Origin of the sequence: Kineococcus auxinigenes (genome assembly GCF_050871525.1) — a bacterium.
In the GTDB taxonomy this organism is placed as follows: domain Bacteria; phylum Actinomycetota; class Actinomycetes; order Actinomycetales; family Kineococcaceae; genus Kineococcus.
Map to the genome: position 1 here is coordinate 1 of NZ_JBKBCT010000015.1, position 24,821 is coordinate 24,821.

The window sequence follows — 24,821 nt, forward strand, 5'->3', positions numbered from 1 at the left end:
GCACCCCCCCCCCCCCCCCCCGCCCCCCCCCCCCCCCCCCCCCCCCCCCCCCCCCCCCCCGCCCGCCCCCCCCCCGCCCCCCCCCCCCCCCCCCCCCCCCCCCCCCGCGGAGGGACCGGGGGGACCGAGGTGGGGAGTCAGGCGGGTGGGGTCAGGAGGGGGCGGCGAAGGGGGTGGAGTCCAGGGCGTCGATGAGCTCGCGCATCGAGTCCTGCACCGCGACGGCACCGGCCTCGCGCAGCTCGCCCACCGAGTACCCGCCCGTGCGCACCGCCACCGCCGGCATGCCCGCCCCCGCGGCGGCCTGCACGTCGTACGTGGAGTCCCCCAGCACCACGCCGGCGCCACCCCCCACGCGCTGCAGCGCCACCTGGAACAGGTCCGGGGCGGGTTTGGTCGCCTGCGCGTCGTCGGACGACGTCCACGCCTCGCACAGCTCGCGGGCGTCGAGCAGGTCCAGGAACGCGTCGACGTGCTTCCCCTTGCCGGAGGAGGCGAGCACGACCTTCCACCCGCGCCGGCCGAGCTCGGCGATCAGGTCGCGCGCGCCGTCGAACGGCTGGACCTCCGGCAGCAGGCGGTCGAACTCCTCCGTCCACGCCGCGCGCGCGTCGTCGCCGTGGGCCTGTTCGAACTCGTCGCCGGCGACCGCGGGCACGAGCTGGTCGCCGCCCATCCCGATGGCGCGGTGGATGCGCCAGACCGGCACGGTCAGGTCGTACCTGCGGAACGCCCGGAACCACGACAGGGCGTGCTGGTAGTTCGTGTCGACGAGGGTGCCGTCGACGTCGAGCAGAGCAGTGTCGGCCATGCCCGTCCCGTACCCGCGCAGGGGCGGTTCACGCGGCGACGTCCACGCAGAACAGCTTGCGGGGGTCCTGCAGCATCGCCGGCGGCTGCACGTCGGAGCGGGCTGCGCGCCCGCCCCAGCGCACCCGCCGGCGGTGCCGTGCCTCGACGCCCTTGCGGCCGTCGAACTCGTACTCGCCCAGCACCTCGCCCAGCAGCAGGGCCTGCTCGTGCTCGACGGGCAGGGCGACCTCGTCACCGGGTGCCAGCTCGTGCACGAACGTGTCCAGCACCCGCAGGTCCTTGCCGGGGCGCTTGCCGGGGGTGACCTGCTTGAGCAGCTGCCGCAGCGTGGTGCCCTCCTGCGCGAGGCGCACGTCGACGTCGATGCCGGACTCGGTGCCGAGCCCGACGACGCCGTCGGTGAGGAACTCCGCCAGCGCCTGCGGGGAGCCGGGGCGCACGATCCACACCAGCCTGCCCCCGGCGCGCGGACGCGGTTCGAGGGAGGGCGGGTCGGGCCAGCAGTAGGGCAGGTCGTCGGGTTCGTCGTCGCCGAAGATCGGCCGGTAGGTCGCCGGGTCCTTGCGCAGCAGGGCCGAGCGGTGGCTGAGGTGCACCGCCTCGTCCCCCAACCACGGCGGCATGAGCCCTTCGGCGGCGAGCTCGGCCTGCGGCCGCCCGACGACCTCGGGGGCGAACTCGCCGATGAGGCGGCGGGTGGAGTCGGCGCGGCCGGTGCGGGTCCACTCGTCGACGCAGGCGAGGCCGTAGGCGACGAGGGCGGGGGTGCAGCCGCGCCACATGCGCACCGCGGGGTGGTTCACCCAGCCGTAGTCGGGCAGTTCCAGGGCCCGCAGCACCTGCAGGGTCTCCACCCGCTGCTTGCCCAGCCGGGGCGCGTCGAGCACGGCCGCGGAGCGCGCGAAGTCGGCGTAGGGGAGGAACGTCTGCACGCCGTCCACCGTGGCGCGGTCACCGCTCCGGCGCCACCCCACCCCACCCCGCCCCGCCCCGCGGTGATCCCACGAGGTTGAGCCCTCACTCGTGCAAGATCACCGCCGGGGAGGAGGGTGGGGGCGGGACGTCAGTAGCCGGCATCGACGTCCACGACGCCCACGAGGTCCTCCCCGGCGGCGAAGCGGCGCACGTTCTCCTCCACGCGGGCGGCCAGGCCTCCGGACTGCAGCTGCGGGGGGTTGGCGACGTGGGGGGTGATCAGGGCCCGCGGCTCGTTCCACAGCGGGTGGTCGTCGGGCAGCGGCTCGGGGTCGGTGACGTCGAGGGCGGCGCCGGCGATGACGCCGCGGGCGAGGGCGTCGGTGAGCGCGCGGGTGTCGACGAGGGTGCCGCGGGCGATGTTCACCAGCCACCCGGAGGCGCCGAGGGCGGCGAGCTCCGCGGCGCCGACGAGGGCCTCCGTCTCGCTGGTGGCGGGGGCGGCCAGGACGACGTGGTCGGCGCGCTCCCACACCTCCCCGACGCGGTCGGCGGGCAGCGTCTGCGCGGCGCCGGGCACGTCGTGGCCGCGGCGCGTCACGGCGAGCACCGTGGCGCCGAGGGCGTTCAGCGCGGGGATCATCGCCCGGCCGATGCCACCGGCCCCGACGATCGCGACGGTGGAGCCGCGCAGGGTGCTCTGGGGCTCGGCGGCGGCGCGGGCGTCCCAGGTGCTCGCCCGGGCGGAGACGGCCAGGCCGCGCACCCCGGCCAGCAGGAGGGCGACGGCGTGCTCGGCGACGGCGTCGGAGTAGGCGCCGGCCGCGGACGTCCAGGTGCGGTCGCGGTCCACCCTGCCCGCGGCGAACCAGCTCTCGATGCCGGCGGAGGGCAGCTGCACCCAGCGCACCGCGTCGGGCAGGTCCGGCAGGTCGCCGGGCCCCGCGGCCCACACCACCGCGTCGGCGTCGGCGAGGGCGCTGACGCGCCCGCCGGCGCGGCGCACGGCGTCCTCCAGGTCGTTCCGCTCGCCGGGTCCGACGTGGACGGCCGGGGTGTCGGGCATGGCGCGCTCCTGCTCTGGTGGGGTCGGGCGGACGCCGACCACCCTAGGGAGCGGAGCCGCGCGGGGCCCGGCCGGAGCTCCCTGGGACACCTCCGCGGCGCCTCGACGATCTCGGGGCGCGGGAAGTTCCCGGCGGGTCTAACGTCTCGGCGAAGCAGTTCCGGGATCTACTCCAGAAAGGCAACGGACCGTGGGTATTTCGTTCCTCTCCGCCATCATCGTCGGCCTGATCATCGGGGCCCTGGCGCGTCTGGTGCTGCCCGGCAAGCAGAAGATCGGCATCATCGCGACGATCCTCGTCGGCATCGTCGCAGCCCTGATCGGCCTGGCGATCTCCGCCGCCATCGGCCTGACGGACGACGGGTTCAGCATCATCACCCTGATCATCCAGGTGGTCCTCGCCGCGATCGGCGTCTCGATCCTCGCCGGCAGCAGCCGCCGCTCGGTGCGCCGCTGACGGACCGGGCGCAACGGTGCCCCTGAGCACCCGGCCGCGCGCGGTCGTGTTCGACGTCAACGAGACGTTGTCGGACACGGAGGCGTTGCGGCGCAGGCTGGAGGGCCTCGGCGCACCCGCCGGGGCCCTCCACTCGCGCTTCCTGCCCTCCGTGCTGCGGGACGGTTTCGCCCACTCGTTCGCCGGGGAGCCGGCGCCGTTCCGGCAGGTGGCCGAGGACGTCCTGCGCACCGACCTGGGTGCGGCGGGCGTCCGCGAGCACCTGGACCGCGACGTGGACGCGGCGGTGGAGTTCGCGCTGGGGGCGTTCGGTGAGTTCACGGTCCACCCCGACGTCCCGGCGGGGGTGCGGCGGTTGCGCGCCGCGGGACTGGACCTGGTCGCGTTCACCAACGGTTCCGCGCACGAGTGCGAGTCGTTGCTGGAACGCGCCGGGTTGCGGGGGGACTTCTCGCACGTGCTGTCCGTGGAGGAGGTCGGCCCTTGGAAGCCGCACCCCGCCGCGTACGCGCACGTGCTGCGGGTGTGCGGCCTGGCGGCCGGGGAGGCGCTGTTCACGGCGGTGCACCCGTGGGACCTGGACGGTGCGGCGCGGGCCGGGATCGCCACGGCGTGGCTGGACCGCGACGGCGGCCCGTACCCGTCCGCGTTCCCGGCGCCGTCGCTCGTCGCGACGGGCGTGGACACCCTCGCCGAGATCGTGCTCGCTGCGCCTGCGCGCTGATCAGGGGCGCACCCGTCCCGGACGGCGAGGTGCGGCACTTCCTCGATTGACTGCATTGCGTTACCGACTCCTCACGCAAAGACACGATAGAGTCTGGTGATCACTGTGAGGAGGTCGGGCGTGAAGGCTTCAGCGCACCACGGCCAGGAGTCGGGTCACGGGTCCAGCCGCCGGGCGGGCCGGTGGTCGGCGGAGAGGACCGTGGTGCTGCCCGAAGCGGGGCGCGTCGTGAGCGGCCTGCGCCGCGACGGGATCGCCGTCACCAGCCTGGCCGCCCTCACCGGCGACGCGGGCGTGCTGGACGACGTCCTCGACTGCGCCCGCGCACTGGTGGCCCACCGGGAGCAGGACACCCGCGCGCACCGCCTCCTGCTGACGTCGGGCCAGGACCCCTGGGACCACCCGGCGGACGCGGACCGCGTGGCCCTGCTGGGTGACGACGTGCCCGCCACCTCGTGCCGCCGGCTCCTGCTGCACCCCGTCCTGGACGGCATCGCCGAGGCCTACTGCCGGCGCGCGGTGCGCTCGGTGGAACCCGCGGGCTGGCTGGAGGTCGCCGCCACCGGGCCGCTCCCGCCACGCCGCTGGCAACGGGCGCCGCGACGGCGGCGACCGGTGCTCGAGGTGTGGATCCACCTCACCGCCGCGCAGGACGGCGACGGGCCCCTGCACTACGTGCGCGGCACCCACCTCGACCGGCGCGGGGAGGGAGCTGCGCCCGGCACCTTCGAGGCGCCGGGCGGCCCCGCGGGCACGGTCGTGTTCGCCGACCCGCGAGGCATGCACCGGCGCTCCCCCGCCGTGGGGCGGGACAGGCTGCTCCTGCACGCGACGTTCAGCACGAGGCGCCGCGCGGCGCGCCCGGCGCACTCGGCACCGCGCGCGACGCACCACGCCTTCGCGCTGGCCGGGGCCTGAGGGTTCAGCCGCGCCCGAACAGCTTGGCGATCAGCCGTCCGAACCAGCCCCTGGGCTGCTCGGCCACCGGCTGCGCGGCCGGCTCGGCCACGGGCTGCGCGACCACGGGCACGACCGGCTCGGCCACGGGCTGCTGGGCCACGGGCTGCGCGACCACGGGCGCGGCCGGCTCGGCCACGGGCTGCTCGGCCACGGGCTGCTCGCTCACGCGCGCGGGCGCCGACAGCGCCGCGTTGAGCTGGGCCTCGGGCGTGTAGCTCGCCTCGCCCAGGATCGAGGCGGCGAACTGCAGCGCCGACGCCTGCACGGGGGCGACGGTCTGGGCGCCGCGCGGGGGGACGCCCGTCGGCGCCTCGGTGTCGTCGTGGGCCATCGGCTCTCCCCGGGTTCCGGGCGGCACCCCGGGCGGGGTCCGCTGCGTTGAGGACATCGGCAGCCGGGCGCCGCACCTTGAGCGTTCCGCCGCAGCCGGGGTGGCCCGTCGTGCGCCCCCCGCCGTGCGACCGTACGTTCTGCCCGTGAACCCGAGCGTGACCGTCTTCGCGCCCTCACCCGTCCTGCGCGTCCTGGTCGAGCCGAGCGCGAGCGGCGACGTGGAGATCCACCTGCACCCGGGCGGCCAGGGCGTGTGGGTGGCCCGGATGGCCGCCCGCCTGGGGGCGCGGGTGCGGCTGTGCCTGCCGCTGGGCGGTGAGCCCGGCACGGCGGTGGAGGCCCTGCTGCGGGCGGAGGGCCTGGAACCGCGCGTCGTGCGCACGGTGGGGCCCAGCGCCACGGCGGTGCTGGACCACCGCGGCCACGAGGGGGAGCAGGACGCGGAGCGGGCGGAGCGGGTCGCGGCGTCCACCGCGACCCTGACCCGCCACGAGGTCGACGACCTGTTCAGCACCACCGTCACCTCCGCGCTCGACAGCGGGGTCCTGGTGCTGACGGGTGCCGAGCACGAGCGGGTGCTGCCGGCGGACGTGTTCGGGCGGCTGGCCGCGGACGCGCGCGGGCAGGGCGTCCGGGTCGTCGCGGACCTGTCCGGCCCGGCGCTGGAGCACGCGCTGGAGGGCGGGGTGGACGTGCTGAAGATCGCGCACGACGAGCTGCCCGGCGAGGACGGCGACGGCGAGGCGGAGGCCGGGGACGTGGCGGAGCTGCTGCGCCGGGCCGGGCGGTTGCGCGAGCGCGGCGCGGGCACGGTCCTGGTGACGCGGGCCGCGCAGGAGCCGCTGGTGCTGACGGGGGCCGGCGCGCACCGGCTGGAGGTGCCGAGCTTCACGGCGGTGCAGTTCCGCGGCGCCGGCGACTCGATGAGCGGGGCCGTGGCGGCTCGGCTGGCGCAGGGCGCCGACGAGCTGTCGGCGATCAGCACGGCCGCGGCGGCCGGTGCGGTCAACGTGACCCGGCAGGGCTACGGCACGGGCACCGCGGAGGCGGTCGAGGCGGTCGCCCAGCGGGTGCGGGTCCACCGCCTCGACTGACCACCGCGGGGGTCAGCGCACCGGTGCCGGGGGGCGTCGACCGCCGCGCGCGGCGCTCCCCCGCTGCTCCAGCCAGCCCAGGACCTGCCCGGCCGGCATGGGCCGGGCGTGGTGGTACCCCTGCGTCTCGTCGACCCCCAGCTCCCCCAGGCGGTGCAGCGTCGCGGCGTCCTCGACGCCCTCGGCCAGCAGCCGCATGCCCAGGCTGTGCGCCAGGTCGGCGGTGCCGGCGACGATGGCGGCCGAGCGCTCGTCCCGCGCGGCGCGCGCGGTGAAGGTGCGGTCCAGCTTCAGCTCGACCGCGGGCAGGTCCCGCAGGTACGCCAGGCTGGAGTACCCCGTGCCGTAGTCGTCGATGCTGACGCCGGCGCCGGTGCCCAGCAGCCCGGCGACGGTGCGCCGGCTGCGCTCGGGGTCGCTCATGAGGGTGGTCTCGGTGATCTCCAGGACCAGGGCGCGGGGGTCCAGACCCGCGGCGGCGACGACGTCGCGCACGCGGCCCGGCAGGGCGGCGTCGAGCAGGCAGCTGGTCGCCAGGTTCACCGCGACGCGCAGCGGCCGCCCGGCCTCGCGCCAGCGCACGGCCTCGGCGACGGCCTGGCGCAGCACCTCCTCGGTGATCGAGGTCATCAGGCCGCGCTCCTCCGCGAGGTCCAGGAACGCCGCGGGGGGCAGCAGGCCGTGCTGCGGGTGCTGCCAGCGCACCAGCGCCTCCATGCCGACGACCCCGCCGGTGCGCAGGTCCACCTGCGGCTGGTAGTGCAGCACGAGCTGCCCGGCGGCGATGCCGGCGCGCAGGTCGTCCAGCAGCGCGAGCCGGTCGCGCGCGGCGCGGTCCACGGCCTCGTCGTAGACGGCGACACCGCCCCCGGCCCGCTTGGCCACGTACATCGCCGTGTCCGCCTGCCGCAGCAGCTCGGCGTCGCCGCCGGGCACGGGGCCGGCGGCCTGCTGCGCGGCGCCGGTCGCGGCGACGCCGATGCTGGCGCCCACGTGCACGGCGAGGCCGCCCACCGTGAAGGGCTCGGCGAGGGCGGTCAGGACGTCCTCGGCGACGCGGTGCCCGTCGGCGATGCCGGCACCGGGCAGGACCACCGCGAACTCGTCACCGCCCAGCCGCGTGAGCAGCGCCTCCTGCGGCAGGCACCCGGTCAGGCGCGCGGCGACGGCCCGCAGCAGGTCGTCACCGCGGTGGTGGCCGAGGGTGTCGTTGACCTCCTTGAAGCGGTTGAGGTCCACGAGCAGCAGGCCGGTGTCCCGGCCACCGGCGGCGGCGCCGGCGAGCCGCTGGAACAGGGCGCGCCGGTTCGCCAGCCCGGTGAGGTCGTCGGTGACGGCCTGCCGGGCGCTGCCCAGCAGCCGGATCAGCTCGTCGAACGCCAGGGCCACCTTGACGGTGACGCCCCCGACGGCCGCGAAGGTCAGCACGACCGCGGCGTCGGGCAGCCGGGACCACCGGTCCACGAGCAGCAGCGCGACGCTGCCGAGCAGGACCCCGACGGGTGCCAGCAGCACCGGCCACCCCTCGGCGTGCCGACGCGGCAGCCGGGGCGCCGGCTGCCGGGCGGCGAGCACCAGCAGGGCACCCGCGCACAGGCGCGCCACGTCCACCGCCACCGCCACGGGCCCGGCGGCGGCACCCGCTGCGGCGGGCCCCGCGGCGCCGGCCAGGCGCAGCAGGTCGGTGACGTCGGCGGCGGCCAGGACGGTGAAGGCGGCGGCGACCAGCGGCAGGCGGCGGTCGGGGCGCCAGCCGAGCAGGGAGCACGTGGTCAGCGCGTACACCGCCATGAGCACGTCCATGGACGGGCGCGCCACCGCGGCGGCGATGGTGACCGCACCCATCCCCGTGGCGCGCTGCAGGGGGTCCAGGAACAGCGCCGAGCACGCGGCGGCCAGCAGCAGCACCGCGAGCGCGCCGTCGAGCCAGGGGCTGCGCACCCGGTGCAGCCGCCGGCGCAGCAGAGCGACCTGGGCGGCGTAGAAGAGCGGGTAGCCGAGCAGGGTGGCGAGGACGAGCGACCCGTGGCGCTCCAGCACCACGGGGTCGACGAGGGGGCTGCCTGCGGCGGCGTACAGCGCGAGCCGGGCCAGCACGAGCACGGCCGTGCCGGAGGCGAACAGGGCCCACGCGGCGCGGTCGGCGGTGGCGCGCGCGGCGGCCACGGCGAGAGCGGCCACCACGGCGACCCACAGCAGGCCCTGCAGGGTGGCGGCCACCGCGGCGGTGGCCGGCCGCACGGCCAGGGCGGCGGAGGCGGCGAGGACCAGGGCGAACACGGTGGCGGGCACGGCCGGCAGGTGCCGCGCGCGGCTCACCGGGCCGCCGCCCGCCGGTGGCCGCGGGGTCCGCGACGCTCCCCGGGCCCGTCGGGGTCCGCGGGGTCCTCGAGGGGCCCGTCCGCGGGCGCGGTGGCGACGCGGTCCCCGCCGCGCGCCTTGGCGGCGTACATGGCCTCGTCGGCGCGCCGCACGGCACCGGCGGGGTCGTCCCCGGCGCGCAGCCGCGTGGAACCGACGCTGGCGGTGACGCCGTGGGCCGCGCCGACGCGCGCGACCTGCGCGCGCACCGCCTCGGCCGGTCCGGTGCGGGCGCCGGCGCCCGGAGCACCGGCCAGGACGGCGAACTCGTCACCGCCCAGGCGCGCGACGGTCCCGGCGGGGCCGACGGCTCGTCGCAGGGCACCGGCCACGGCCACCAGGAGGTCGTCGCCGGCGGCGTGGCCGGCGGTGTCGTTGACGGCCTTGAAGCCGTCGAGGTCCACCAGGTGCAGCGACGCCGCGGGGGCGGGGCGCTCGAGGTGCTCGCGCAGGTGGTGCAGGAACGCGCGGCGGTTCAGGCAGCCGGTGAGGGGGTCGGTGTCGGCGAGGGCGGCGAGCTCGCGGCGCACGGCCCGGTGCTGCTCGCGCAGCTCCTGGCGGTCCCGCGCCGCCCAGGTCGCCACGAGCGCGGCGGTGGCGAGCATGCCCACGGGCACGACGACGCGATCGGCGGGCACGTGCGTGGCCAGGGCGGTGGCGAGGTCGGCGAGGACCGCCGTCCCGCCCAGGACGGCGACCGCGCCCGGCGGGTAGGCGACCGCCATGAACCCCACGGAGAGGAAGTACATCAGCCGCACGGGGGTGTCCGTCGTGGATCCCGCGGGACCGTCCAGGACGGTGGCGACAACGGTGATCGTCAAGCTCGCCAGCGTCCAGGTGTACGGGAAGAGCCTGCCGCCGCGGGCGCGGGCCAGGCGCTCCACGGGCAGCAGCAGGACCAGCAGGACGCAGGAGGTCGCCACGGTGTCGAAGACGGTCAGGGCCACGCGGTGGGGGTGGGCGAGCTGCACCCACGCGGAAGCGGTGACGAGGACCCCGCAGATGACGGAGAGCACCACCCCGGTGCGGGTGTGCCGGCGCCAGAAGGCGACCTCGGCGGGGTCGGCGGCCAGCGGGCGCAGCAGCTCCTCGCGGGCGCGCTGCGAGACCGCGCGGAGGCCCCGCGGGCCCGCGCTGGTGCGACCGTCTTCCTCCACCGGGGGGTTGTCGACACCGGCAGCGGGGTGCTTCAGCGCTTGGGGCGCACCAGCGCTCACGGCTCACCCCGTCGGAGCAGCGCACCGGCGTGCGGACGCGGGACGGCCCCGGACGCACTGCGGCCCCCGTTCCCAGGGGGAGCGGGGGCCGCGGCGGGGTTGATCAGAGGCGGGTGACGCCGCTCGCCTGGGGGCCCTTGGCGCCCTGCGTCACGGTGTACTCCACGCGGTCGTTCTCCTCGAGGCTGCGGAAGCCGCTGCCGTTGATCTCGCTGAAGTGCACGAACACGTCGGCGGACCCGTCCTCGGGGGCGATGAAGCCGTAGCCCTTCTCGCCGTTGAACCACTTCACAGTTCCCTGAGCCATGAGGCCTCCTCAGGTTGGGCGCTCCTCGCGGAGCTAATCGCCGGGGGGCTGACCAGGTGGAAAGCGGACGACCCTCGAGTTTCGATCCCCGGGGTGTTGTCAGCACATCGAGAACAGCGACTACGTGGACCGTAGCACGCTCCGGAGAGGCGTGCCACCGTTCAGCTGCGCAGCTGCTGGACCGCCGGGCAGGTGAAGTTGTTGCGGGCCGCCAGGCCCATCTCGTTCAGGTACGAGATGATCGCCCGGTAGGACCCGATGAAGGTCGTCTCGGTGTACGGGATGCCGTGCTCGGCGCAGAACTGCTTCACGAACGGCTGGGCGCGGCGCAGGTTGGGGCGCGGCATGCTCGGGAAGAGGTGGTGCTCCACCTGGAAGTTCAGCCCGCCCATGATCAGGTCGACGGACCAGCCGCCGGAGATGTTGCGGGAGGTCAGGACCTGCCGGCGGATGTAGTCGACCTTCTTCTCGCGCGGGATGATCGGCATGCCCACGTGGTTGGGGGCGAAGGCGCCACCCATGCAGAAGCCGAAGACGGCCATGTGCACGCCGAAGAACGCCAGCGCCTTCCACGGGCCCATGAGCAGCACCGCCGAGGACGCGTAGATCGCCCAGTGCGTGACGATCAGGGAGGCGTCCACCCAGCGGCGCTTGGTGCGCTTGCCGGTCAGCAGCGAGCGGGTGCTCTCGATGTGCAGGACGAAGCCCTCGAAGGCCAGCAGCGGCACGAAGAAGACGCCCTGGTGGCGGGTGAACCAGCGCAGCAGCCCGCGACGGCTGGCGGCGGCCTCCTCGTGGAAGGAGATGACGCCGGACTCGATGTCGCCGTCGACGCCGCGCTGGTTGGGCGCCTGGTGGTGACGGGTGTGCTTGCCCATCCACCAGCCGTAGCTCAGTCCCGCGACGAAGGCGGCGAAGACGTGCGAGGCCGTCTCGTTGTGCCGGTGCGTGGCGAAGATCTGCCGGTGCGCCGCGTCGTGGCCGAGGAAGGCGAACTGGGTGATGACGAACGCCAGGGCCGCGGCCGGCAGCAGGACCAGCCAGGAGTCGCGCAGCAGGACCGTGCCGGCGGCCACGGCGCCGAAGGCGGCGGTGGTGGCGGCGATGCGGGTCCAGTAGATCCCCTGCCGGCGGCGCATCAGGCCGGCTTCCTGCACGCGCGCGGTGAGCTTGGCGTACGGGGAGGGTTCGCGCCGGGCGCCGGTCTTGGCAGGTGGTGGCGTGATCGCGGTCGCGTCGTGCGCGGCTGCGTCGTGGGTGGGAGCGGTCATCGGCTTCCTCTCGAGCGGGCGGGACTGCGTCCGGCGCCGCGCCTGGCGGGTTCGCGGACCCGGGCGGGTCCGCGCGTGGTGCACCCGCGGGACGGGCACGGTGCGGAGCGCTGCGGTCCACCGCTCTCCCCCACTACAACACGGGAGAGCGGCGGTACGTTCCCGGCGCGGCGCGCGCCCCGGGCGATCAAGGCCGCCCCAGCCGCAGGGCGACGAACGCGACGTCGTCGTCGGTGTCGCCGAGCCGGGCCAGCAGGTGGTCGCACAGCGCCTCGACGTCCTCGGGCGCCTCGGCGAGCGTGCGGGCCAGTCGCGCCAGGCCCCGGCTCAGCTCCTCACCGCGCCGCTCGACCAGTCCGTCGGTGTAGGCCAGGACCGTGGAACCCGGCTCCAGGCGGCGGCGAGCGCCGGCGCGGGTGGTGGGCTGCACGCCCAGCATCAGCCCGTGCACGGCGTCGAGCGTGTCGACCCGGCCGTCGGGGGCGCGCACCAGCAGGGGCGGGTGCCCCGCGGTGGCGTGCTCCAGCAGCCACGTCCCGTCCGGGGCGGGGGTGGCGCGGGCGTAGGCCAGGGTCGCCATCGTCGCCATGCCCAGGCCGTCGAGCAGGCGGTCGACGCGGTCCAGGACCGCCTCGGGCGCGGGGCCGGTGGTGTCCCAGGCGCTGGCGCGCAGCAGGCCCCGCAGGTGCCCCATCGCGGCGGCGGCCATGACGTCGTGGCCGACGACGTCGCCGACGGCCAGGCCCACGGCGTCCCCGGGCAGGTCGATGAGCTCGTAGAAGTCGCCGCCGACGCGGGCGCCGGACTCGCTGGCCCGGTAGCGCGCGGCGGCCCGCACCCCCGGGATGGCCGGCAGCTGCGGCAGCAGGCTGTTCTGCAGGGTGGCGGCGATGCGGTGCTGCTCCCCGTACAGGCGGGCGTTGTCGATGATCAGCCCGGCGCGGCGGCCGAGGTCGACGGCGACGTGCAGGTCGTCCTCGGTGTGGCGGGGCCGGCCCGGGCCGCGCACGAGCGCCAGCACGTCGTCGCTGCCCTGCCGGCCGGGCAGCGTCACCAGCAGCACCGACGCGGCGCCCAGGGCGTCGCTGAGCTGCAGGATCGAGGGGTCGCCCACCCACGACTCGCGCTCCTGGCGGCGCTCGGCGGCGTCGTAGTCGCTGATGCGCCGCGCGTGCGCCCCGCCCAGCAGGGTGCGCTGCACCGGCCCGGGCGCGAGGGCGGCGAGCCACCGCACGACGTAGTGCTGCAGGTCCTGCGCGCGGGCGGGGTCGCGGTGCCGGGCCGCGACCTGCTCGACCCCGCCCTGCTCGTCCGTGCCCAGCAGCAGCGCCCAGTCCGCCAGGGCCGGCACCACGAGGTCCAGCAGGCGCTGGCGGCACTCGGCCACGTCCAGGGTCACGGCCAGCCGGCTGGTGGCCTCGGCCAGCAGCTCCAGGCGCCCGCGGGACTCCTCGGCGTCGCGGCGGGCGGCCTCCGCCTGGGCTCGAGCCGTCTCCGCCTCGGCGCGGGCGCGCCGCTCGGCGGTCAGCGCCTCGTCGCGCTCGGCGTCGGCGGCGACCCGGGCGGTGACGTCGGTCTGGATGCCGACGTAGTGGGTGAGCTCGCCGTCGGGCCCGTGCACGGGGCTGAGCGTCAGCTGGTTCCAGAACGCGCTGCCGTCCTCGCGGTGGTTCAGCAGGGTGGCGGTGACCTCCTCACCGGCCGCGAGCGCCCGCCCCACGGCGGCCACCGCGGCCGGGTCGGTGCCCGCGCCCTGCAGGAAGCGGCAGTTGCGGCCGACGACCTCCTCGAGCGGGTACCCCGTCATCGCGGTGAACGCCGGGTTCACCCACACCAGCGGCAGGTCCTCGGCGCGGGCGTCGGCCACGGTGAACGACATCCCGGTGGCCAGCACGGCGCGGTCGCGCACCTGCGCCTGGGCCTGGGCGGCGTCGGCGGCGGCGCGGGCGGCCTCCCGGCGGCTCAGCGGCAGGAAGGCCACCAGGGCGTGGTCGGCGAGGACGGGCGCACCGACCATGGGCAGCGCCACCACCCAGAGCGGCTCGCGGCGCCGGCCGAGCTCGCTGACGCGGGCGGCGGAGACGGCCTGCCCGGCCACCGGCAGCGAGCGGGCCACCCGGGACAGCGGGTGCTCGGTGCGCGAGAGCGCGGCGCCGTCCAGGTCGCGCAGGTCCGCGGCGTCGGACCACCGGTCCAGGCCCACCGGCAGGGCCACGCCGGGCGCGAGCTGCTCGGCGACGGGGTTGGCGTGCACGACGGTGCGCGAGGTGAGGTCCACGAGCAGCACGGCCGCGGGAGCGCCACCGGTGACCAGCGACAGGTCCGTGCCTGGGCCGGCGTGCACCGCGGACTCGACCGCCACCGCGCTCCTCCTCACCCGCCGTCCGTGACCCGGCGCCGCTCGCCGGGTCCTCACCCTAGGCGGGAGGGGCCCGGTGCGCTCGGGACAGCGCCACCCCCTCGCTCCTCCCCCCCTCCCGCGGTGATCGAGGAAGTTGCGACTTCCGTGATCACCGCGGGAGGCGGGGTGACGCGGCGTGGTGCGACGTGCACGGTCCGGCGGGGGGCACGCCCTACGCTCGGCGGCATGGAGGTCGAGCCGGACGTGGTGGGCACCGGGCGGGACGGTCGGGTGGGCGGCCGGGTCGCCGTGGTGGTGCCGTGCCTGGACGAGGAGGCGGCCGTCGGCGCGGTCGTGGACGGCCTGCGCGCGTCCCTGCCGCACGCCGTCGTGTACGTCTACGACAACGGCAGCAGCGACCGCACCGCCGAGGTCGCCGCCCGGCACGGCGCCGTGGTGCGCTTCGAGCCGCGCCCCGGCAAGGGCAACGTGATCCGCCGCGCGTTCGCGGACGTGGAGGCCGACACGTACGTCCTCATCGACGGCGACGACACCTACGACGCCTCGGCCGCGGGGGACCTGGTGCGCCTGCTCGTCGCCGAGGGTCTGGACCACGTGGTCGGCACCCGCCGCCCGGACAGCCTCAGCGCGTACCGCCGCGGGCACGCCGCCGGCAACCGCGCCCTGAACTCCGTGGTCTCGCGGGTGTTCGGCACACCCGTGACGGACATGCTCAGCGGGTACCGCGTGATGTCGCGGCGGTTCGTGAAGTCGTTCCCGGCGATCTCGCGGGGGTTCGAGGTGGAGACCGAGCTGACCGTGCACGCGGTGAACCTGCGCGTGCCGCAGCGGGAGGTGCCGGTGGGCTTCCGCGAGCGCCCGGCGGGCTCGGCCAGCAAGCTGCGCACGTACCGCGACGGGTTCGCGATCCTGCGCTGGATCGCGCGCCTGGCGCACCTGGAGCGCCCGCTGCTGGTGCACGCGGTGCTGGGCGGGCTCGTCGCCGCGGTGTCCCTGGCCCTGGGCCTGCCGGTGGTGTGGGAGTTCCTGCGGACCGGGCTCGTGCCGAAGTTCCCCACCGCGATCCTCGCCGCCGCCCTGATGATGATCGCGGTCCTGGTCGCCGCGGTGGGCGTCATCCTCGACGCGGTGCACCGCGCCTCCGACGAGGCCTCCCGCCTGGCGTACCTGCAGCACCCGTCCCCGCAGGAGCTGGGCGTGCGCACCGGCCACCGGCCGGCCGGGCCGCGCCGGTGAGGGCGGTGGCCCGGTTCGCCGCGAGGGCGCTGGTGGGCCTGCTGGCCGTCCAGGCGGTGTTCCTGGGGTTGCTGGTGGCGGCGCAGGCGGTGCCGAACGAGCCGATCGTGCGGCACCTGGCGCAGGCCGTGGCCTCCGGCGACTACGGCGCCCCCTACGGCCCCGACGGCGTGGGCGGGCTGGCCGACCGGTTCACCGAGTGCGTGGTGCTGGGCTACGGGGTCAGTTCCGCCGACGACGCGCGCAGCACGTGGTTCCGCGCCACCGGCGGGCCGCGGTTGTCGTCCTGCGAGGACGGCGTGGCCGAGATCGAGGCGCTGGCCGCCGGGGAGTCGGTGGTGCCGCCGGCGACGTACTTCCGCTACTGGAGCGGGTACTCGGTGCTGACGCGGCCGGTGCTGGCGCTGACGGACGTGCCGGGGTTGCGGCTGGTCGTGGCGGGGGTGTTCTCCCTCGCCGTCCTGGCCGCGTTATGCGCGGTGGCGCGCAGCGCGGGGCGGGCGGCGGCGTTCGCGCTGCTGCTGCCGGTGGCGGTGGCGACGAACGCCGTGGCGATGCCGTCCGCGGCGTTCAGCCACGGGATCGCGCTGGCGGCCGTGGCGGCCGGGGTGGCGCTGACCGCGGTGGCCGCGCGCGGCGGCTGGCGCGGGGCCGCGCTGGGCGCGGCGGGTTCGGCCGCGCTGTTCTGCTACGTGGACCTGCTGACGGTGCCGCCGATGAGCTGGGCGGCGTGCGCGGGCGTGGCCGGGGCGGTCGCGCTGCGCCGGCGCGGAACGCTGCCCGCGGTGGTGCGCACCACCCTGGCCGCGGGCCTGGCGTGGCCGGTGGCGTTCGCGTTCACGTGGGTCTCGCGCTGGGCGATCGCGGCAGCGGTGCACGGCCCCGGCATCCTCACCAGCATCGGCGAGGTCAGCCGGTTCCGGCTGGACGGCGGGGACGTGTCGCAGGGTTTCGGCGCCGGCGTGGTGGCGAACTGGACGTGGTGGCTGGAGCACACCCCCACGGCGGTGCCGCTGCTCGTGCTGGCGGCGCTCGTGGCGGTGGTGTGCGCGGTGCTGACCGCCCGCCGCCGGGGCGGGGCGGGCCTGCTGGCCGCGCTGGTGGTGGCGGCACCGGCGCTGGTGGTGCCGGCCTGGTACTGCCTGCTGAGCAACCACTCGCAGATCCACGCGTTCTTCACGTACCGCAGCCTGGCGGCGGCGGTGGGGGTGGTGCTGCTGGCGGCGGTCGTGGCCGCGCACCGCACGCCCGTCGCGGCGGCGCGCCGGGACGGGCCGGCCCCGGTCACCCGACCCACCTCCTGACCCCCGGCCCCCGACCCCCGCGGTGATCCCCCGGGAAGACCAAGATCGTCACCGCGCTCGCCCTGCCGATCACGCTCAGTGGCAACCGTGGGAAACCACCGCCTGGGCACAGGCTCCGCACGCCGTCGAGGTGTTCCGTGGTTCCGGAGACGGCCCCGCACCGGGGGCCGCACGACCCTCTGGACGGAACCCTTGCCGAAGAACCAGGGCGCCGCCGCCGAGTACGACTACGCCTCACACGCGCGACTCGCCGGCCCGCTGCGCGAACCACCTCCCGGCCCCTACACGGTCCAGTACCAGCGCATCCTGCGGCGCGACGGGCGACGGCTCCCCGCCGCCGTCCTGCTCGCACTGGCCCTGCTGTTCCAGATCACCTTCTTCGTGTGGATGCTCCTGCCGTCGCACTGGCCGACGGCCACCGGCTCCTGGCTGTACTGGCTCGGGGTCGTCCTGGTCGGCTGCGTGGGCGTCGTGGAACTGCTGCGGCTCGTCAACGTGGTCATGCTGGTCCGCACCACCGCGGCCCTCACCGACCCCGTCCCGGTCCGGCCGGAACCCGGCCGCCGCGTCGCGTTCATCACCACCATCGTGCCGGGCAAGGAACCCGTCGAGATGGCCGAGGAGACGCTGCTCGCCGCCCAGCGGATCCGCTACGACGGCCCGATGGACGTCTGGCTGCTCGACGAGGGGAACGACCCCGAGGTCCGGGCGATGTGCGAGCGCATCGGCGTGAAGCACTTCTCCCGCCACGGCGTTCCCGAGTGGAACCAGGAGGCCGGCCGGCACCGCCGCAAGACGAAGCACGGCAACTACAACGCCTGGTTCGACGCGCACGGGCACGACTACGAGTTCTGGCTCTCGGTCGACACCGACCACGTCCCGCGCCCGGACTTCGCCGAGCGCCTCCTGGGCTACTTCCGCGACCCGGACGTGGCGTTCGTCGTCGGCCCGCAGGTGTACGGGCAGAACTACGACAACTTCGTCACCAAGGCCAGCGAGTCCCAGCAGTACCTGTTCCACGGGGTGCTGCAGCGCTCGGCGAACAAGTGGGGCGTGCCGATGTTCGTCGGCACCAACAACGCGGTGCGCCTGTCCGCGCTGCGCGAGATCGGCGGTCTGGCCGACTCCATCACCGAGGACGCCGCGACCTCGCTGGTGTGGCACACCAGCCGCAACCTGTGCACCGGCCGGCGCTGGAAGTCCGTGTACACCCCCGACGTGCTGTCGGCCGGCGAGGGGCCGGGGAACTGGTCGGACTACTTCACCCAGCAGAACCGGTGGGCGCGCGGCACCGACGAGGTCATGGTCCGCACCTACTGGAAGTTCGCCCTCCAGCTCGGCTGGAAGCGCGCGCTGCACTACTTCCTGCTGATGTCGTACTACCCCAGCGCGGCGATCACCTGGGTCCTGGGCGTCCTCAGCCTCTGCGCCTACCTGGTCACCGGCGCCAGCGGTGTGCAGGTCGCGGCGAGCACCTGGCTGGTGCTGTACGCCAACGCCGCCGTCATGCAGGCCGGCCTGTACTTCTGGAACCGCCGCTACAACGTCAGCCCGCACGAGGAGCAGGCCAGCACCGGGGCCCTGGGGATGCTGGTGTCGATCTTCTGCGCCCCGATGTACGTCGTCGCGCTCGTCGACGCGATCCGCAACCGCACCGTCCCGTTCGAGGTGACCCCGAAGGGCTCGGAGTCCCTGGGCGACCGGTGGGTGGTGTTCCGCCAGCACGTCCTCTGGGGCCTGCTGCTGCTGGGGTGCCTCGTGGCCTCCTTCCCCCTGCACCACGACTACCCGGCCATGCGGCTGTGGACGCTGCTGGACGTGGCGGTGTGCTTCGCGCCGATCGTCATCTGGAAGGTCAGCACCCGCCGGAACCGCCGTGCTGCGGCCCGTCCCGGCGCCCGCGCGGCCCTGCCCGCCCAGCAGCGCGCGCTGCCGGCGCAGCCGTCCGGGGTGGCACCGCACCGGGTGGTCGTCCTGCCCGACCCCCGCGCCGCCGAGCGCGTGGAGGTGACCCGGTGAACCGCACGACGCTCCTGAAGCTGCGCAACGCCCTGCTGGTCGGTGCCGTCGGAGCGGTGCTCCTGGCCGTGGACGCGTACGGGGTGACCACGTGGCTGCACGCCTCTTGAGGCGGCAGGTGCTCGTGGCGATGGCCGTGGGCGCCCTGGCGGCCTGCTCGGGGACCTCGGGCAGCACCTCGCACGCGAGCACCGCCACCGCCACCGCCACCGCCACTGTGAACCCGCTGGCCGGGACGGAGTTCTACGTCCTGCCGGACTCCCCGGCGGCGCTGCAGGTGGCGCAGTGGACGGCGGAGGGGGACACCGCCGCCGCCGAGCAGCTGGCCGTGGTGGCCGAGGCCCCGGTGGCGACGTGGTTCTCCGGCCAGCACGCCGACCCGGCGGCCAGCGCGCAGGAGCTGACGACGGCGGCGCAGGCCGCCGGGCAGGTCCCGGTGATCGTCGTCTACAACGTCCCCGGCCGCGACGCCGACCACTACTCCTCCGGTGGCGCCGCGGACGCCGACGCCTACGCGACGTGGGTCGCCCAGGTCGCCGCCGGCATCGGCGACCGCCCCGCGGTGGTGGTCGTGGAGCCGGACGCCGTCGCCCAGGTGGTCTCCGGGTCCGCGACGGACGTCGACGCGGACGAGCGGTACGCCGCGCTCGCCTCGGCGGTCGGCACGTTCGCGGCCCTGCCGTCCACGACCGTGTACCTGGACGCGGGGAACTCCGACTGGGTGAGCGACCTGGACGCCCTGGCCGACGCGCTGTGGTCGTCCGGCATCGACGACGCGGACGGGTTCGCCCTGAACGTGTCGAACTTCCAGACGACGGAGGACTCCCTGGCCTACGGCGAGGAGCTGTCCGCGTACCTGGACGGGGCGCACTTCGTCGTCGACACCAGCCGCAACGGTGCCGGGGCGACGTCCCGCACCGACGACCCCGAGGCCTGGTGCAACCCGCCCACGGCGCGCATCGGGGTCACCCCCACCACGGCGACCGGCAGCGACCTGGCCGACGCATACCTGTGGGTGAAGGAACCCGGCACGTCCGACGGCGACTGCCGCGACGGCGCCCCGACCGCCGGCACCTGGTGGCCCGAGTACGCCCTCGTGCTCACCTCCGGGACCTGACCGCACCACACCGAACCACACCGCACCGCACCGCACCCCAACCCCGAGGAGCAGCAACCGTGTCCACCACCCCGCGCAGCGTCCTGGCCGTCGGCTCCCACCCCGACGACATCGAACTCGGCTGCGGCGGCACCCTCGCCCGCCACACCGCCTCCGGCGACCGCGTCACCATGCTCGTCATCACCCACGGCCAGTCGGGGCCGGGGGACGTGGGCCGCCGGATCTCCGAGCAGGAGGAGGCCGCCGCCACCCTGGGCGCGGACCTGGTGTGGGGCGACCTGCGCGACGGCGAGGTGTCCAACCACGAGCTGGAGCTGGTCCACCTCATCGAGTCCGTCATCCGCAGCGTCGGCGCCGACGTCGTCTACACGCACGGCGTGGACGACACCCACCAGGACCACCGGGCCGTCGCCCTGGCCACGCTGGGCGCGGCCCGGCACTGCCGGCAGGTCCTCACCTACGAGTCCCCCAGCAGCTTCGGCTTCCGCCCGCACCTGTTCGTGGACATCACCTCCGCGCTGGACAAGAAGACCACCGCCCTGGGGTGCCACCGCAGCCAGGTCGCCGACTCGCGGATGGTGGACCTGGACGTCGTGCGCGACCAGGCCGGCTACCGGGGGTTCCAGTCCCGCATCGGCTGCGCGGAGGGGTTCGTGCCGCACCGCATGGTGCTGGAGGTGTGAGGTCCGCGACGGGGCGGGGTGCGCGGCGGGTTCAGCGCACCCCGCTCATCAGCCGCCGCACCAGGGGGCTCAGGAGCAGCAGCACGGCGCCGACCACGATGGCGGTGCCGCCGATGAGGCCGAAGTAGGTGCGCTCGGTGTCGGGCGAGTAGTACCCGGCGAGGGTGCCGGCCAGCGCCGTGCCGAGCGCGACGGACAGGTAGAACAGCGCGACGAGCTGGGTGCGGAACAGTTCGGGCGCCAGCTTCGTGGTGACGGAGAGCCCCACGGGCGACAGCAGCAGTTCGGCGACGGTGAAGACCAGCAGGATGCCGATCAGGCCCAGCAGCGGGGCGCTGGCCGGGCCGCCGCCGGCCATCGGGATGAACAGCAGGAACGCGACGCCCATGAACGCGGCGCCGAGGGCGAACTTCACGGGGGTGGACGGCTGCCGGCTGCCCAGCTTCGTCCACAGGGCCGCGAAGACGGGCGCCAGCAGGATGATGAACACCGGGTTGATGGACTGCACCCAGGCCACCGGCATCTCCCAGCCGAACAGGTTCCGGTCCAGGCGCTGGTCGGAGTAGACGGTGACCACCGTGAACTGCTGCTGGAACAGCGCCCAGAACGCGACGCTGGTGAGGAACAGGGGGATGAACGCCAGGACGCGGCTCCGCTCGGTGGCGCTGATGCGCGAGCTGCCCAGCACGATCGCGAAGTAGGCCAGGGAGGCCACCACCACCAGCGCGACGACGACCTCGTCGAGGCGGTCCGGGGTCAGCACGTCGAGCAGGGCGAGCACGACGACGACGGCGACGACCCCGGCGGCGGCGAGCGCGACGGGGGTGCGGCGGGCGGCCGGCAGCGGGTCGGGCACGTGGCGGGAGTGCTCGGGCAGGCGCTTGCGGCCCAGCCAGTACTGCACCAGGCCGGCGGCCATGCCGATCGCGGCGAGCCCGAACCCGTAGTGGAACCCGGCGGCGTCGCGCAGCAGGCCGGTGAGCAGCGGGCCGGCGAGCGCCCCGAGGTTGATGCCCAGGTAGAACAGGGAGAACCCGGCGTCGCGCCGCTCGTCGCCCTCGGCGTAGAGGGCGCCGACCATCGTGGTGGCGGTGGCCTTCACGCCGCCGCTGCCGAACGCGACGAGCACGAGGCCGACGCCCACGCCGAGCAGGCCGGGCAGCACGGCGAGCGCGACGTGCCCGGCGAGGACGACCGCGCCGCTGGCGAACAGGACGCGCTCGGGCCCGAGGACGCGGTCGGCGAGCCAGGCGCCGACGATGGTGGACAGGTACACCAGGCCGCCGTAGGCGCCGACGATGCTCGTGGCGGTGTCCTGGTCCAGGCCGAGGCCGCCCCGGGCCGCCGAGTAGTACAGGTAGATCAGCAGGATGCCCTGCATGCCGTAGAAGGAGAACCGCTCCCACATCTCCACGCCGAAGAGGTTGGCGAGGGTCCTCGGCTGGCCGAGGAAACCGTGGTCGGAGCGTCGTCGCTGAAGGGCCTCGCTCATGGGCGATCAGGATGCTCCTGCGCCCGGGCCCGCGCACACCCGGGGGTGCTCAGCCGTCGCCGACGGTGCGCGGGCCGCCGCCGGCGCGCTTGGCCCGGTACATCGCCTCGTCCGCGGCCCGCAGCAGGCCGGTGACGTCGGTGGCGTGCCGGGGCGCGTGGGCGACGCCGATGCTGGCGCCGGTGCGCACGGCGCTGCCCTCGATCTCGTAGGGCTGCCCGAGCCGCTCGTGGACGGTGCGGGCGAGGTCGGCGGCGCCCGCGGTGGCGGGGCCGGTCAGGGCCACGGCGAGCTCGTCGCCGCCCAGGCGCGCGGCCGTGGCCCCCGGCACCAGCAGCTCGTGCAGCCTGCCGGCGACCTGTTGGAGCAGGACGTCGCCGGTGTGGTGGCCGAGGGTGTCGTTGACGCGCTTGAAGCCGTCGAGGTCGATGAGCAGCAGCGCCACCCGGCCGTCCCCGGTGACGGGGTCGAGGGCGTCGCCGAGGGTGCCCAGCAGCGCCGCGCGGTTGGGCAGGCCGGTGAGCTGGTCGTGGAACGCGCGGTGCTCCAGCTGGCGCAGGTGGGCCCGCTCCAGCTCGCGCAGGCGCGCGTTGTCGACGACCACGGCACCCTGCAGGGCCAGGCGCCGGGCCAGGACGCGGTCGGCCGCGGTCCAGGTGCGGCGGCGGGTGACGTCCCCGCAGATCGCGTTGCCGACCAGGCCCTCGGCGCTCATCAGCGGCAGCGACACGTAGGAGCGCACCCCCAGGGTCCGCACGAACCCGCCGGGGCGCACGGGGGCGGTGGCGGCGTCGTCGACGACCTCGGGGCCGCCGGACTCGGTGGCGCGCCGCCAGGCCGGGGAGTCGCGGGCCAGGCGGCCCACCAGGCTCGCCGCGAGCTGCTCCTCCAGCCCGTCGGGCAGCCCGATGCCGAGGACGTGGGTGACGCGGGTGTCGGGGTCCACGAGCATCACGGCGGTCCGCTCGGTGCCCAGGACGTCGGCGGTGACGGCGGCCAGGAGCCGGCCGGCGGCCTCCACGCTGACCGCCCGCGCGCCCTCCTCGAACAGGCGCCGCACCGCGTCGGTGACGCGGTGCAGCTCGGCCTGCTCGCGGGCGGCGACCACGTCGCGCAGCGCCACGGCCAGGTGGTGGTCGACCACCGCGCCCAGGAGCGGGTCCAGGCCGGACGGGTCACCGCCGTGCAGGTGCAGCAGCCCCAGCTCGGTGCCGCCGTGCCGCAGCGGGAGCACCACGCACTCGCCGGGGACGGGCCCGGGCTCGCCGGCCCGGGCGACGACCACCAGGTCACCCCCCTCGTGGGTGAGCACCTCGGCGCGCCGCACGCCCACCCGGTGCGCGAGCACGGTGTGCGCGAGGTCCAGGGCGCGCTGCAGGGGGGCGCGCTCCTCCTGCGCCAGCCGGGCCAGCCGGGCCGGCAGGTCGTCCCGCGGTTCCACGACGGGGGCGCGCGTCAGCGCGGCCGGCGCGGGTGCGGGACCCGCGCCCGGCTCGTCGTCCTGGACCCCGGCACCCCCTCCACATCGGCCCGCGCCCCGGTGCGCTTGAGGACGTGGGGCGTCAGGACGGGTGGGGTGCACCGGGGGTGGGCACGGGGGTCGGCGGTGCGGGGCGGTGGCGCACGGGCGCTCCCTGACGTCGGGGTCGTCGGGCGCGGCCAGTGTGGCACCGGCCGGTCCCGGCCGCGCGGCCCGAGCCGTGCCCCGGGAGTGCGTCAGGGGGCGCTGGAGGTGCTGCGCGCCGCGCGCGGCACCGTGGAGGCGGTGGCGCCCGCCCGGGGCGTCAGCCGGGCGGTGGTGGCCTGCGGGCCGTACCCGGCGGAGTTCCGGGCCCCGACTCCCGCCTGGCTGCGCCGCTGGAACGTCCACGTCCCCGAGCACGACCTGACCACCGCGTGACCGCGACGTCCCGAGCGGCTCACTCCGCGCGCTGCGCCAGGTCCTCGGTGTCCCCGATCCTCGCCATCCGCAGCTCGCGCACCAGGCGCAGGGTGGGTTTGAGGGCGAAGCACACCGACCCGACGATGAACAGCACGGTGCCCGTGGTGGTGGTCCGCTCCCACAGGAACAGGACGCTGCCGACGACGAACAGCGCGGCGGCCGCGAAGTCGACGAGGGTGTACCAGACCTCGAAGGCGGCGTAGAGGCGTTGCGCCTCCTCGCTGCGGTTCGGGTTGCCGGGGTGGAAGAGCTTCACGGTCGCAGCACCGTAGCCGGGCGGTCCCGTCCGGGCCAGGCGGCGCCACCGGCGGCACCAGGACGGGATCGGGGGGACCGCTGCCCGCTGCCACCGAGGAGGTCCGGTGACGTTCCGACCGCTCGTGCCCGCGCTCGCCGCGGGTACCGTCGCGGCGTGCGCCGTGCTGGCCCGCACCCTCGGGGCGGGTTCCGCGCCGGCCTGGTGGGCCGCATCGAGAGGGGCGCGCCCGGCACGGCCGTCGGCACCGTCCTGGAGGCGGCCGTCGCGTGCGGGGTTCCGCTGTTCTCGGTGGACGCCGAGGAACTGCCCGGGGTCGCCGAGCTCGCCCGGGCCAGGCTGGCGCTGCTGCCCCGCCGCGTGCACCGGGGCAGGGTCGAGATCGACGATGACTCCTGACGCCTCCCCACCCGCGCGTTCGTCCGGGTCCGGCTGCCGGGGACCACGGAACCCGTCGTGGCCGGGGCGCTGCAGGACACCGGCGAGCAGCTGCACGGGCAGGCGGTGCCCGCGTTCCGCTACGCCGCCGGCTACCGCATCGGCGCCCTCGACTTCCAGGACGCCCCGGACCGGTACGTCGCGCGCGACGGGGCGGCCACGCTCGACGAACTGCTGCACCTCGCCGCGCTCGTCCAGGACGGGCGCGCGGTCCCGCCGTCGAGGTGGTGCGGGCGGCGGGCGGGGACGTCCTGCTCATCGAGCGCTTCGACCGCGACGCCGTCCGCGCACCGGGCGGGACGGTCCTGCACACCCGGCGCTCGATGGTCTCGATGCTGACGGTGCTCGGGGTCTCCGAGACGGGCTCGCGCCACACCAGCTGCGCACGGCTCGCGGACGGGATCCGCTCGGACCCGTGGACAGGCGCTCAGCCGGGCGGGCGCACCACCGCGAG

At 75.9% G+C, this 24,821-nt stretch carries 24 protein-coding genes; 12 read left to right on the plus strand and 12 right to left on the minus strand.

The annotated features are described in order from the left end of the window. Positions 1 to 151 precede the first annotated feature (151 nt). From ACRYR9_RS06775 to ACRYR9_RS06785, 3 genes are all read right to left on the minus strand, one after another. Positions 152 to 811 (minus strand): HAD family hydrolase, encoded by a 660-nt coding sequence (locus ACRYR9_RS06775; RefSeq protein ID WP_432493688.1) that lies wholly within the window; start codon positions 809 to 811, stop codon positions 152 to 154. A 28-nt stretch (positions 812 to 839) separates the two neighbouring features. After that, positions 840 to 1,745: an MSMEG_6728 family protein gene (locus ACRYR9_RS06780; RefSeq protein WP_432493690.1), complete on the minus strand. Its 906-nt coding sequence runs from the start codon at positions 1,743 to 1,745 to the stop codon at positions 840 to 842. Between the two features lie 131 nt (positions 1,746 to 1,876). Next, the gene (locus tag ACRYR9_RS06785; protein ID WP_432493692.1) at positions 1,877 to 2,794 is read right to left on the minus strand and encodes a D-isomer specific 2-hydroxyacid dehydrogenase family protein; all 918 of its coding nucleotides are present in this window, start codon (positions 2,792 to 2,794) and stop codon (positions 1,877 to 1,879) included. Positions 2,795 to 2,984: 190 nt separating this feature from the next. Between ACRYR9_RS06785 and ACRYR9_RS06790 the strand changes: the two genes are divergently transcribed. The 3 genes from ACRYR9_RS06790 to ACRYR9_RS06800 all read left to right on the plus strand — a co-directional run bounded on the left by ACRYR9_RS06790 (position 2,985) and on the right by ACRYR9_RS06800 (position 4,893). After that, the gene (locus tag ACRYR9_RS06790; RefSeq protein ID WP_242128303.1) at positions 2,985 to 3,251 is read left to right on the plus strand and encodes a GlsB/YeaQ/YmgE family stress response membrane protein; all 267 of its coding nucleotides are present in this window, start codon (positions 2,985 to 2,987) and stop codon (positions 3,249 to 3,251) included. A 16-nt stretch (positions 3,252 to 3,267) separates the two neighbouring features. Beyond that, a complete protein-coding gene (locus ACRYR9_RS06795; RefSeq protein WP_432493694.1) occupies positions 3,268 to 3,975 on the plus strand; it encodes a haloacid dehalogenase type II in 708 nt (235 codons plus the stop codon). Positions 3,976 to 4,095: 120 nt separating this feature from the next. Then, entirely contained in the window at positions 4,096 to 4,893 is a 798-nt protein-coding gene (locus ACRYR9_RS06800; protein ID WP_432493696.1) for a phytanoyl-CoA dioxygenase family protein, read from the plus strand. A gap of 4 nt (positions 4,894 to 4,897) precedes the next feature. Here the strand turns inward: ACRYR9_RS06800 and ACRYR9_RS06805 are convergent, their stop codons facing one another. Next, the gene (locus ACRYR9_RS06805; protein ID WP_432493698.1) at positions 4,898 to 5,266 is read right to left on the minus strand and encodes a hypothetical protein; all 369 of its coding nucleotides are present in this window, start codon (positions 5,264 to 5,266) and stop codon (positions 4,898 to 4,900) included. Between the two features lie 145 nt (positions 5,267 to 5,411). Here ACRYR9_RS06805 and ACRYR9_RS06810 point away from each other — a divergent pair, with 145 nt between their 5' ends. Continuing rightward, positions 5,412 to 6,362 carry a PfkB family carbohydrate kinase gene (locus tag ACRYR9_RS06810; RefSeq protein ID WP_432493700.1) on the plus strand — a complete coding sequence of 317 codons (951 nt, stop codon included), beginning with the start codon at positions 5,412 to 5,414 and terminating at the stop codon, positions 6,360 to 6,362. Between the two features lie 12 nt (positions 6,363 to 6,374). Here the strand turns inward: ACRYR9_RS06810 and ACRYR9_RS06815 are convergent, their stop codons facing one another. The 5 genes from ACRYR9_RS06815 to ACRYR9_RS06835 all read right to left on the minus strand — a co-directional run bounded on the left by ACRYR9_RS06815 (position 6,375) and on the right by ACRYR9_RS06835 (position 13,880). Then, positions 6,375 to 8,654: a putative bifunctional diguanylate cyclase/phosphodiesterase gene (locus ACRYR9_RS06815; RefSeq protein WP_432493702.1), complete on the minus strand. Its 2,280-nt coding sequence runs from the start codon at positions 8,652 to 8,654 to the stop codon at positions 6,375 to 6,377. A 23-nt stretch (positions 8,655 to 8,677) separates the two neighbouring features. Further along, complete coding sequence (locus ACRYR9_RS06820) at positions 8,678 to 9,880, minus strand: GGDEF domain-containing protein (RefSeq protein WP_432493704.1); 1,203 nt, start codon at positions 9,878 to 9,880, stop codon at positions 8,678 to 8,680. A gap of 163 nt (positions 9,881 to 10,043) precedes the next feature. Beyond that, a complete protein-coding gene (locus ACRYR9_RS06825; RefSeq protein ID WP_432483267.1) occupies positions 10,044 to 10,247 on the minus strand; it encodes a cold-shock protein in 204 nt (67 codons plus the stop codon). A 161-nt stretch (positions 10,248 to 10,408) separates the two neighbouring features. Then, positions 10,409 to 11,518 carry a fatty acid desaturase family protein gene (locus tag ACRYR9_RS06830; RefSeq protein ID WP_432493706.1) on the minus strand — a complete coding sequence of 370 codons (1,110 nt, stop codon included), beginning with the start codon at positions 11,516 to 11,518 and terminating at the stop codon, positions 10,409 to 10,411. 187 nt (positions 11,519 to 11,705) lie between these two features. Then, entirely contained in the window at positions 11,706 to 13,880 is a 2,175-nt protein-coding gene (locus ACRYR9_RS06835; RefSeq protein WP_432493708.1) for a PP2C family protein-serine/threonine phosphatase, read from the minus strand. A 225-nt stretch (positions 13,881 to 14,105) separates the two neighbouring features. On the opposite strand from ACRYR9_RS06835, the gene ACRYR9_RS06840 reads away from it, so the two are divergent. The 5 genes from ACRYR9_RS06840 to ACRYR9_RS06860 all read left to right on the plus strand — a co-directional run bounded on the left by ACRYR9_RS06840 (position 14,106) and on the right by ACRYR9_RS06860 (position 20,239). Then, positions 14,106 to 15,116, plus strand: a complete 1,011-nt coding sequence (locus ACRYR9_RS06840) for a glycosyltransferase (RefSeq protein WP_432493710.1) — start codon at positions 14,106 to 14,108, stop codon at positions 15,114 to 15,116. Between the two features lie 5 nt (positions 15,117 to 15,121). Beyond that, a complete protein-coding gene (locus ACRYR9_RS06845) occupies positions 15,122 to 16,420 on the plus strand; it encodes a hypothetical protein (RefSeq protein ID WP_432493712.1) in 1,299 nt (432 codons plus the stop codon). Positions 16,421 to 16,612: 192 nt separating this feature from the next. Then, positions 16,613 to 18,439: a glycosyltransferase family 2 protein gene (locus tag ACRYR9_RS06850; protein WP_432493714.1), complete on the plus strand. Its 1,827-nt coding sequence runs from the start codon at positions 16,613 to 16,615 to the stop codon at positions 18,437 to 18,439. A 91-nt stretch (positions 18,440 to 18,530) separates the two neighbouring features. Then, the gene (locus ACRYR9_RS06855) at positions 18,531 to 19,556 is read left to right on the plus strand and encodes a glycoside hydrolase family 6 protein (protein ID WP_432493716.1); all 1,026 of its coding nucleotides are present in this window, start codon (positions 18,531 to 18,533) and stop codon (positions 19,554 to 19,556) included. Between the two features lie 59 nt (positions 19,557 to 19,615). Beyond that, positions 19,616 to 20,239, plus strand: a complete 624-nt coding sequence (locus ACRYR9_RS06860) for a PIG-L deacetylase family protein (RefSeq protein ID WP_432493718.1) — start codon at positions 19,616 to 19,618, stop codon at positions 20,237 to 20,239. A 31-nt stretch (positions 20,240 to 20,270) separates the two neighbouring features. Here the strand turns inward: ACRYR9_RS06860 and ACRYR9_RS06865 are convergent, their stop codons facing one another. Both ACRYR9_RS06865 and ACRYR9_RS06870 read right to left on the minus strand, forming a co-directional pair. Further along, a complete protein-coding gene (locus ACRYR9_RS06865; protein WP_432493720.1) occupies positions 20,271 to 21,731 on the minus strand; it encodes a peptide MFS transporter in 1,461 nt (486 codons plus the stop codon). A gap of 49 nt (positions 21,732 to 21,780) precedes the next feature. After that, positions 21,781 to 23,172 carry a diguanylate cyclase domain-containing protein gene (locus tag ACRYR9_RS06870; RefSeq protein ID WP_432493722.1) on the minus strand — a complete coding sequence of 464 codons (1,392 nt, stop codon included), beginning with the start codon at positions 23,170 to 23,172 and terminating at the stop codon, positions 21,781 to 21,783. A 270-nt stretch (positions 23,173 to 23,442) separates the two neighbouring features. Here ACRYR9_RS06870 and ACRYR9_RS06875 point away from each other — a divergent pair, with 270 nt between their 5' ends. Beyond that, entirely contained in the window at positions 23,443 to 23,631 is a 189-nt protein-coding gene (locus ACRYR9_RS06875; protein ID WP_432493724.1) for a hypothetical protein, read from the plus strand. A 19-nt stretch (positions 23,632 to 23,650) separates the two neighbouring features. Here the strand turns inward: ACRYR9_RS06875 and ACRYR9_RS06880 are convergent, their stop codons facing one another. Continuing rightward, positions 23,651 to 23,929: a YrhK family protein gene (locus ACRYR9_RS06880; protein ID WP_432493726.1), complete on the minus strand. Its 279-nt coding sequence runs from the start codon at positions 23,927 to 23,929 to the stop codon at positions 23,651 to 23,653. A gap of 156 nt (positions 23,930 to 24,085) precedes the next feature. Between ACRYR9_RS06880 and ACRYR9_RS06885 the strand changes: the two genes are divergently transcribed. Further along, complete coding sequence (locus ACRYR9_RS06885; protein WP_432493728.1) at positions 24,086 to 24,328, plus strand: XRE family transcriptional regulator; 243 nt, start codon at positions 24,086 to 24,088, stop codon at positions 24,326 to 24,328. Between the two features lie 57 nt (positions 24,329 to 24,385). Next, positions 24,386 to 24,706 (plus strand): hypothetical protein, encoded by a 321-nt coding sequence (locus tag ACRYR9_RS06890; protein WP_432493730.1) that lies wholly within the window; start codon positions 24,386 to 24,388, stop codon positions 24,704 to 24,706. The last annotated feature ends 115 nt before the right edge of the window (positions 24,707 to 24,821 follow it).

What these genes read in the sequence shown, in the direction of transcription:
- ACRYR9_RS06830 (WP_432493706.1), bottom strand. Translation starts at nt 11,518, where the DNA reads ATGACCGCTCCCACCCACGACGCAGCCGCGCACGACGCGACCGCGATC.
- ACRYR9_RS06775 (WP_432493688.1), bottom strand. Translation starts at nt 811, where the DNA reads ATGGCCGACACTGCTCTGCTCGACGTCGACGGCACCCTCGTCGACACG.
- ACRYR9_RS06825 (WP_432483267.1), bottom strand. Translation starts at nt 10,247, where the DNA reads ATGGCTCAGGGAACTGTGAAGTGGTTCAACGGCGAGAAGGGCTACGGC.
- ACRYR9_RS06840 (WP_432493710.1), top strand. Translation starts at nt 14,106, where the DNA reads ATGGAGGTCGAGCCGGACGTGGTGGGCACCGGGCGGGACGGTCGGGTG.
- ACRYR9_RS06865 (WP_432493720.1), bottom strand. Translation starts at nt 21,731, where the DNA reads ATGAGCGAGGCCCTTCAGCGACGACGCTCCGACCACGGTTTCCTCGGC.
- ACRYR9_RS06785 (WP_432493692.1), bottom strand. Translation starts at nt 2,794, where the DNA reads ATGCCCGACACCCCGGCCGTCCACGTCGGACCCGGCGAGCGGAACGAC.
- ACRYR9_RS06805 (WP_432493698.1), bottom strand. Translation starts at nt 5,266, where the DNA reads ATGGCCCACGACGACACCGAGGCGCCGACGGGCGTCCCCCCGCGCGGC.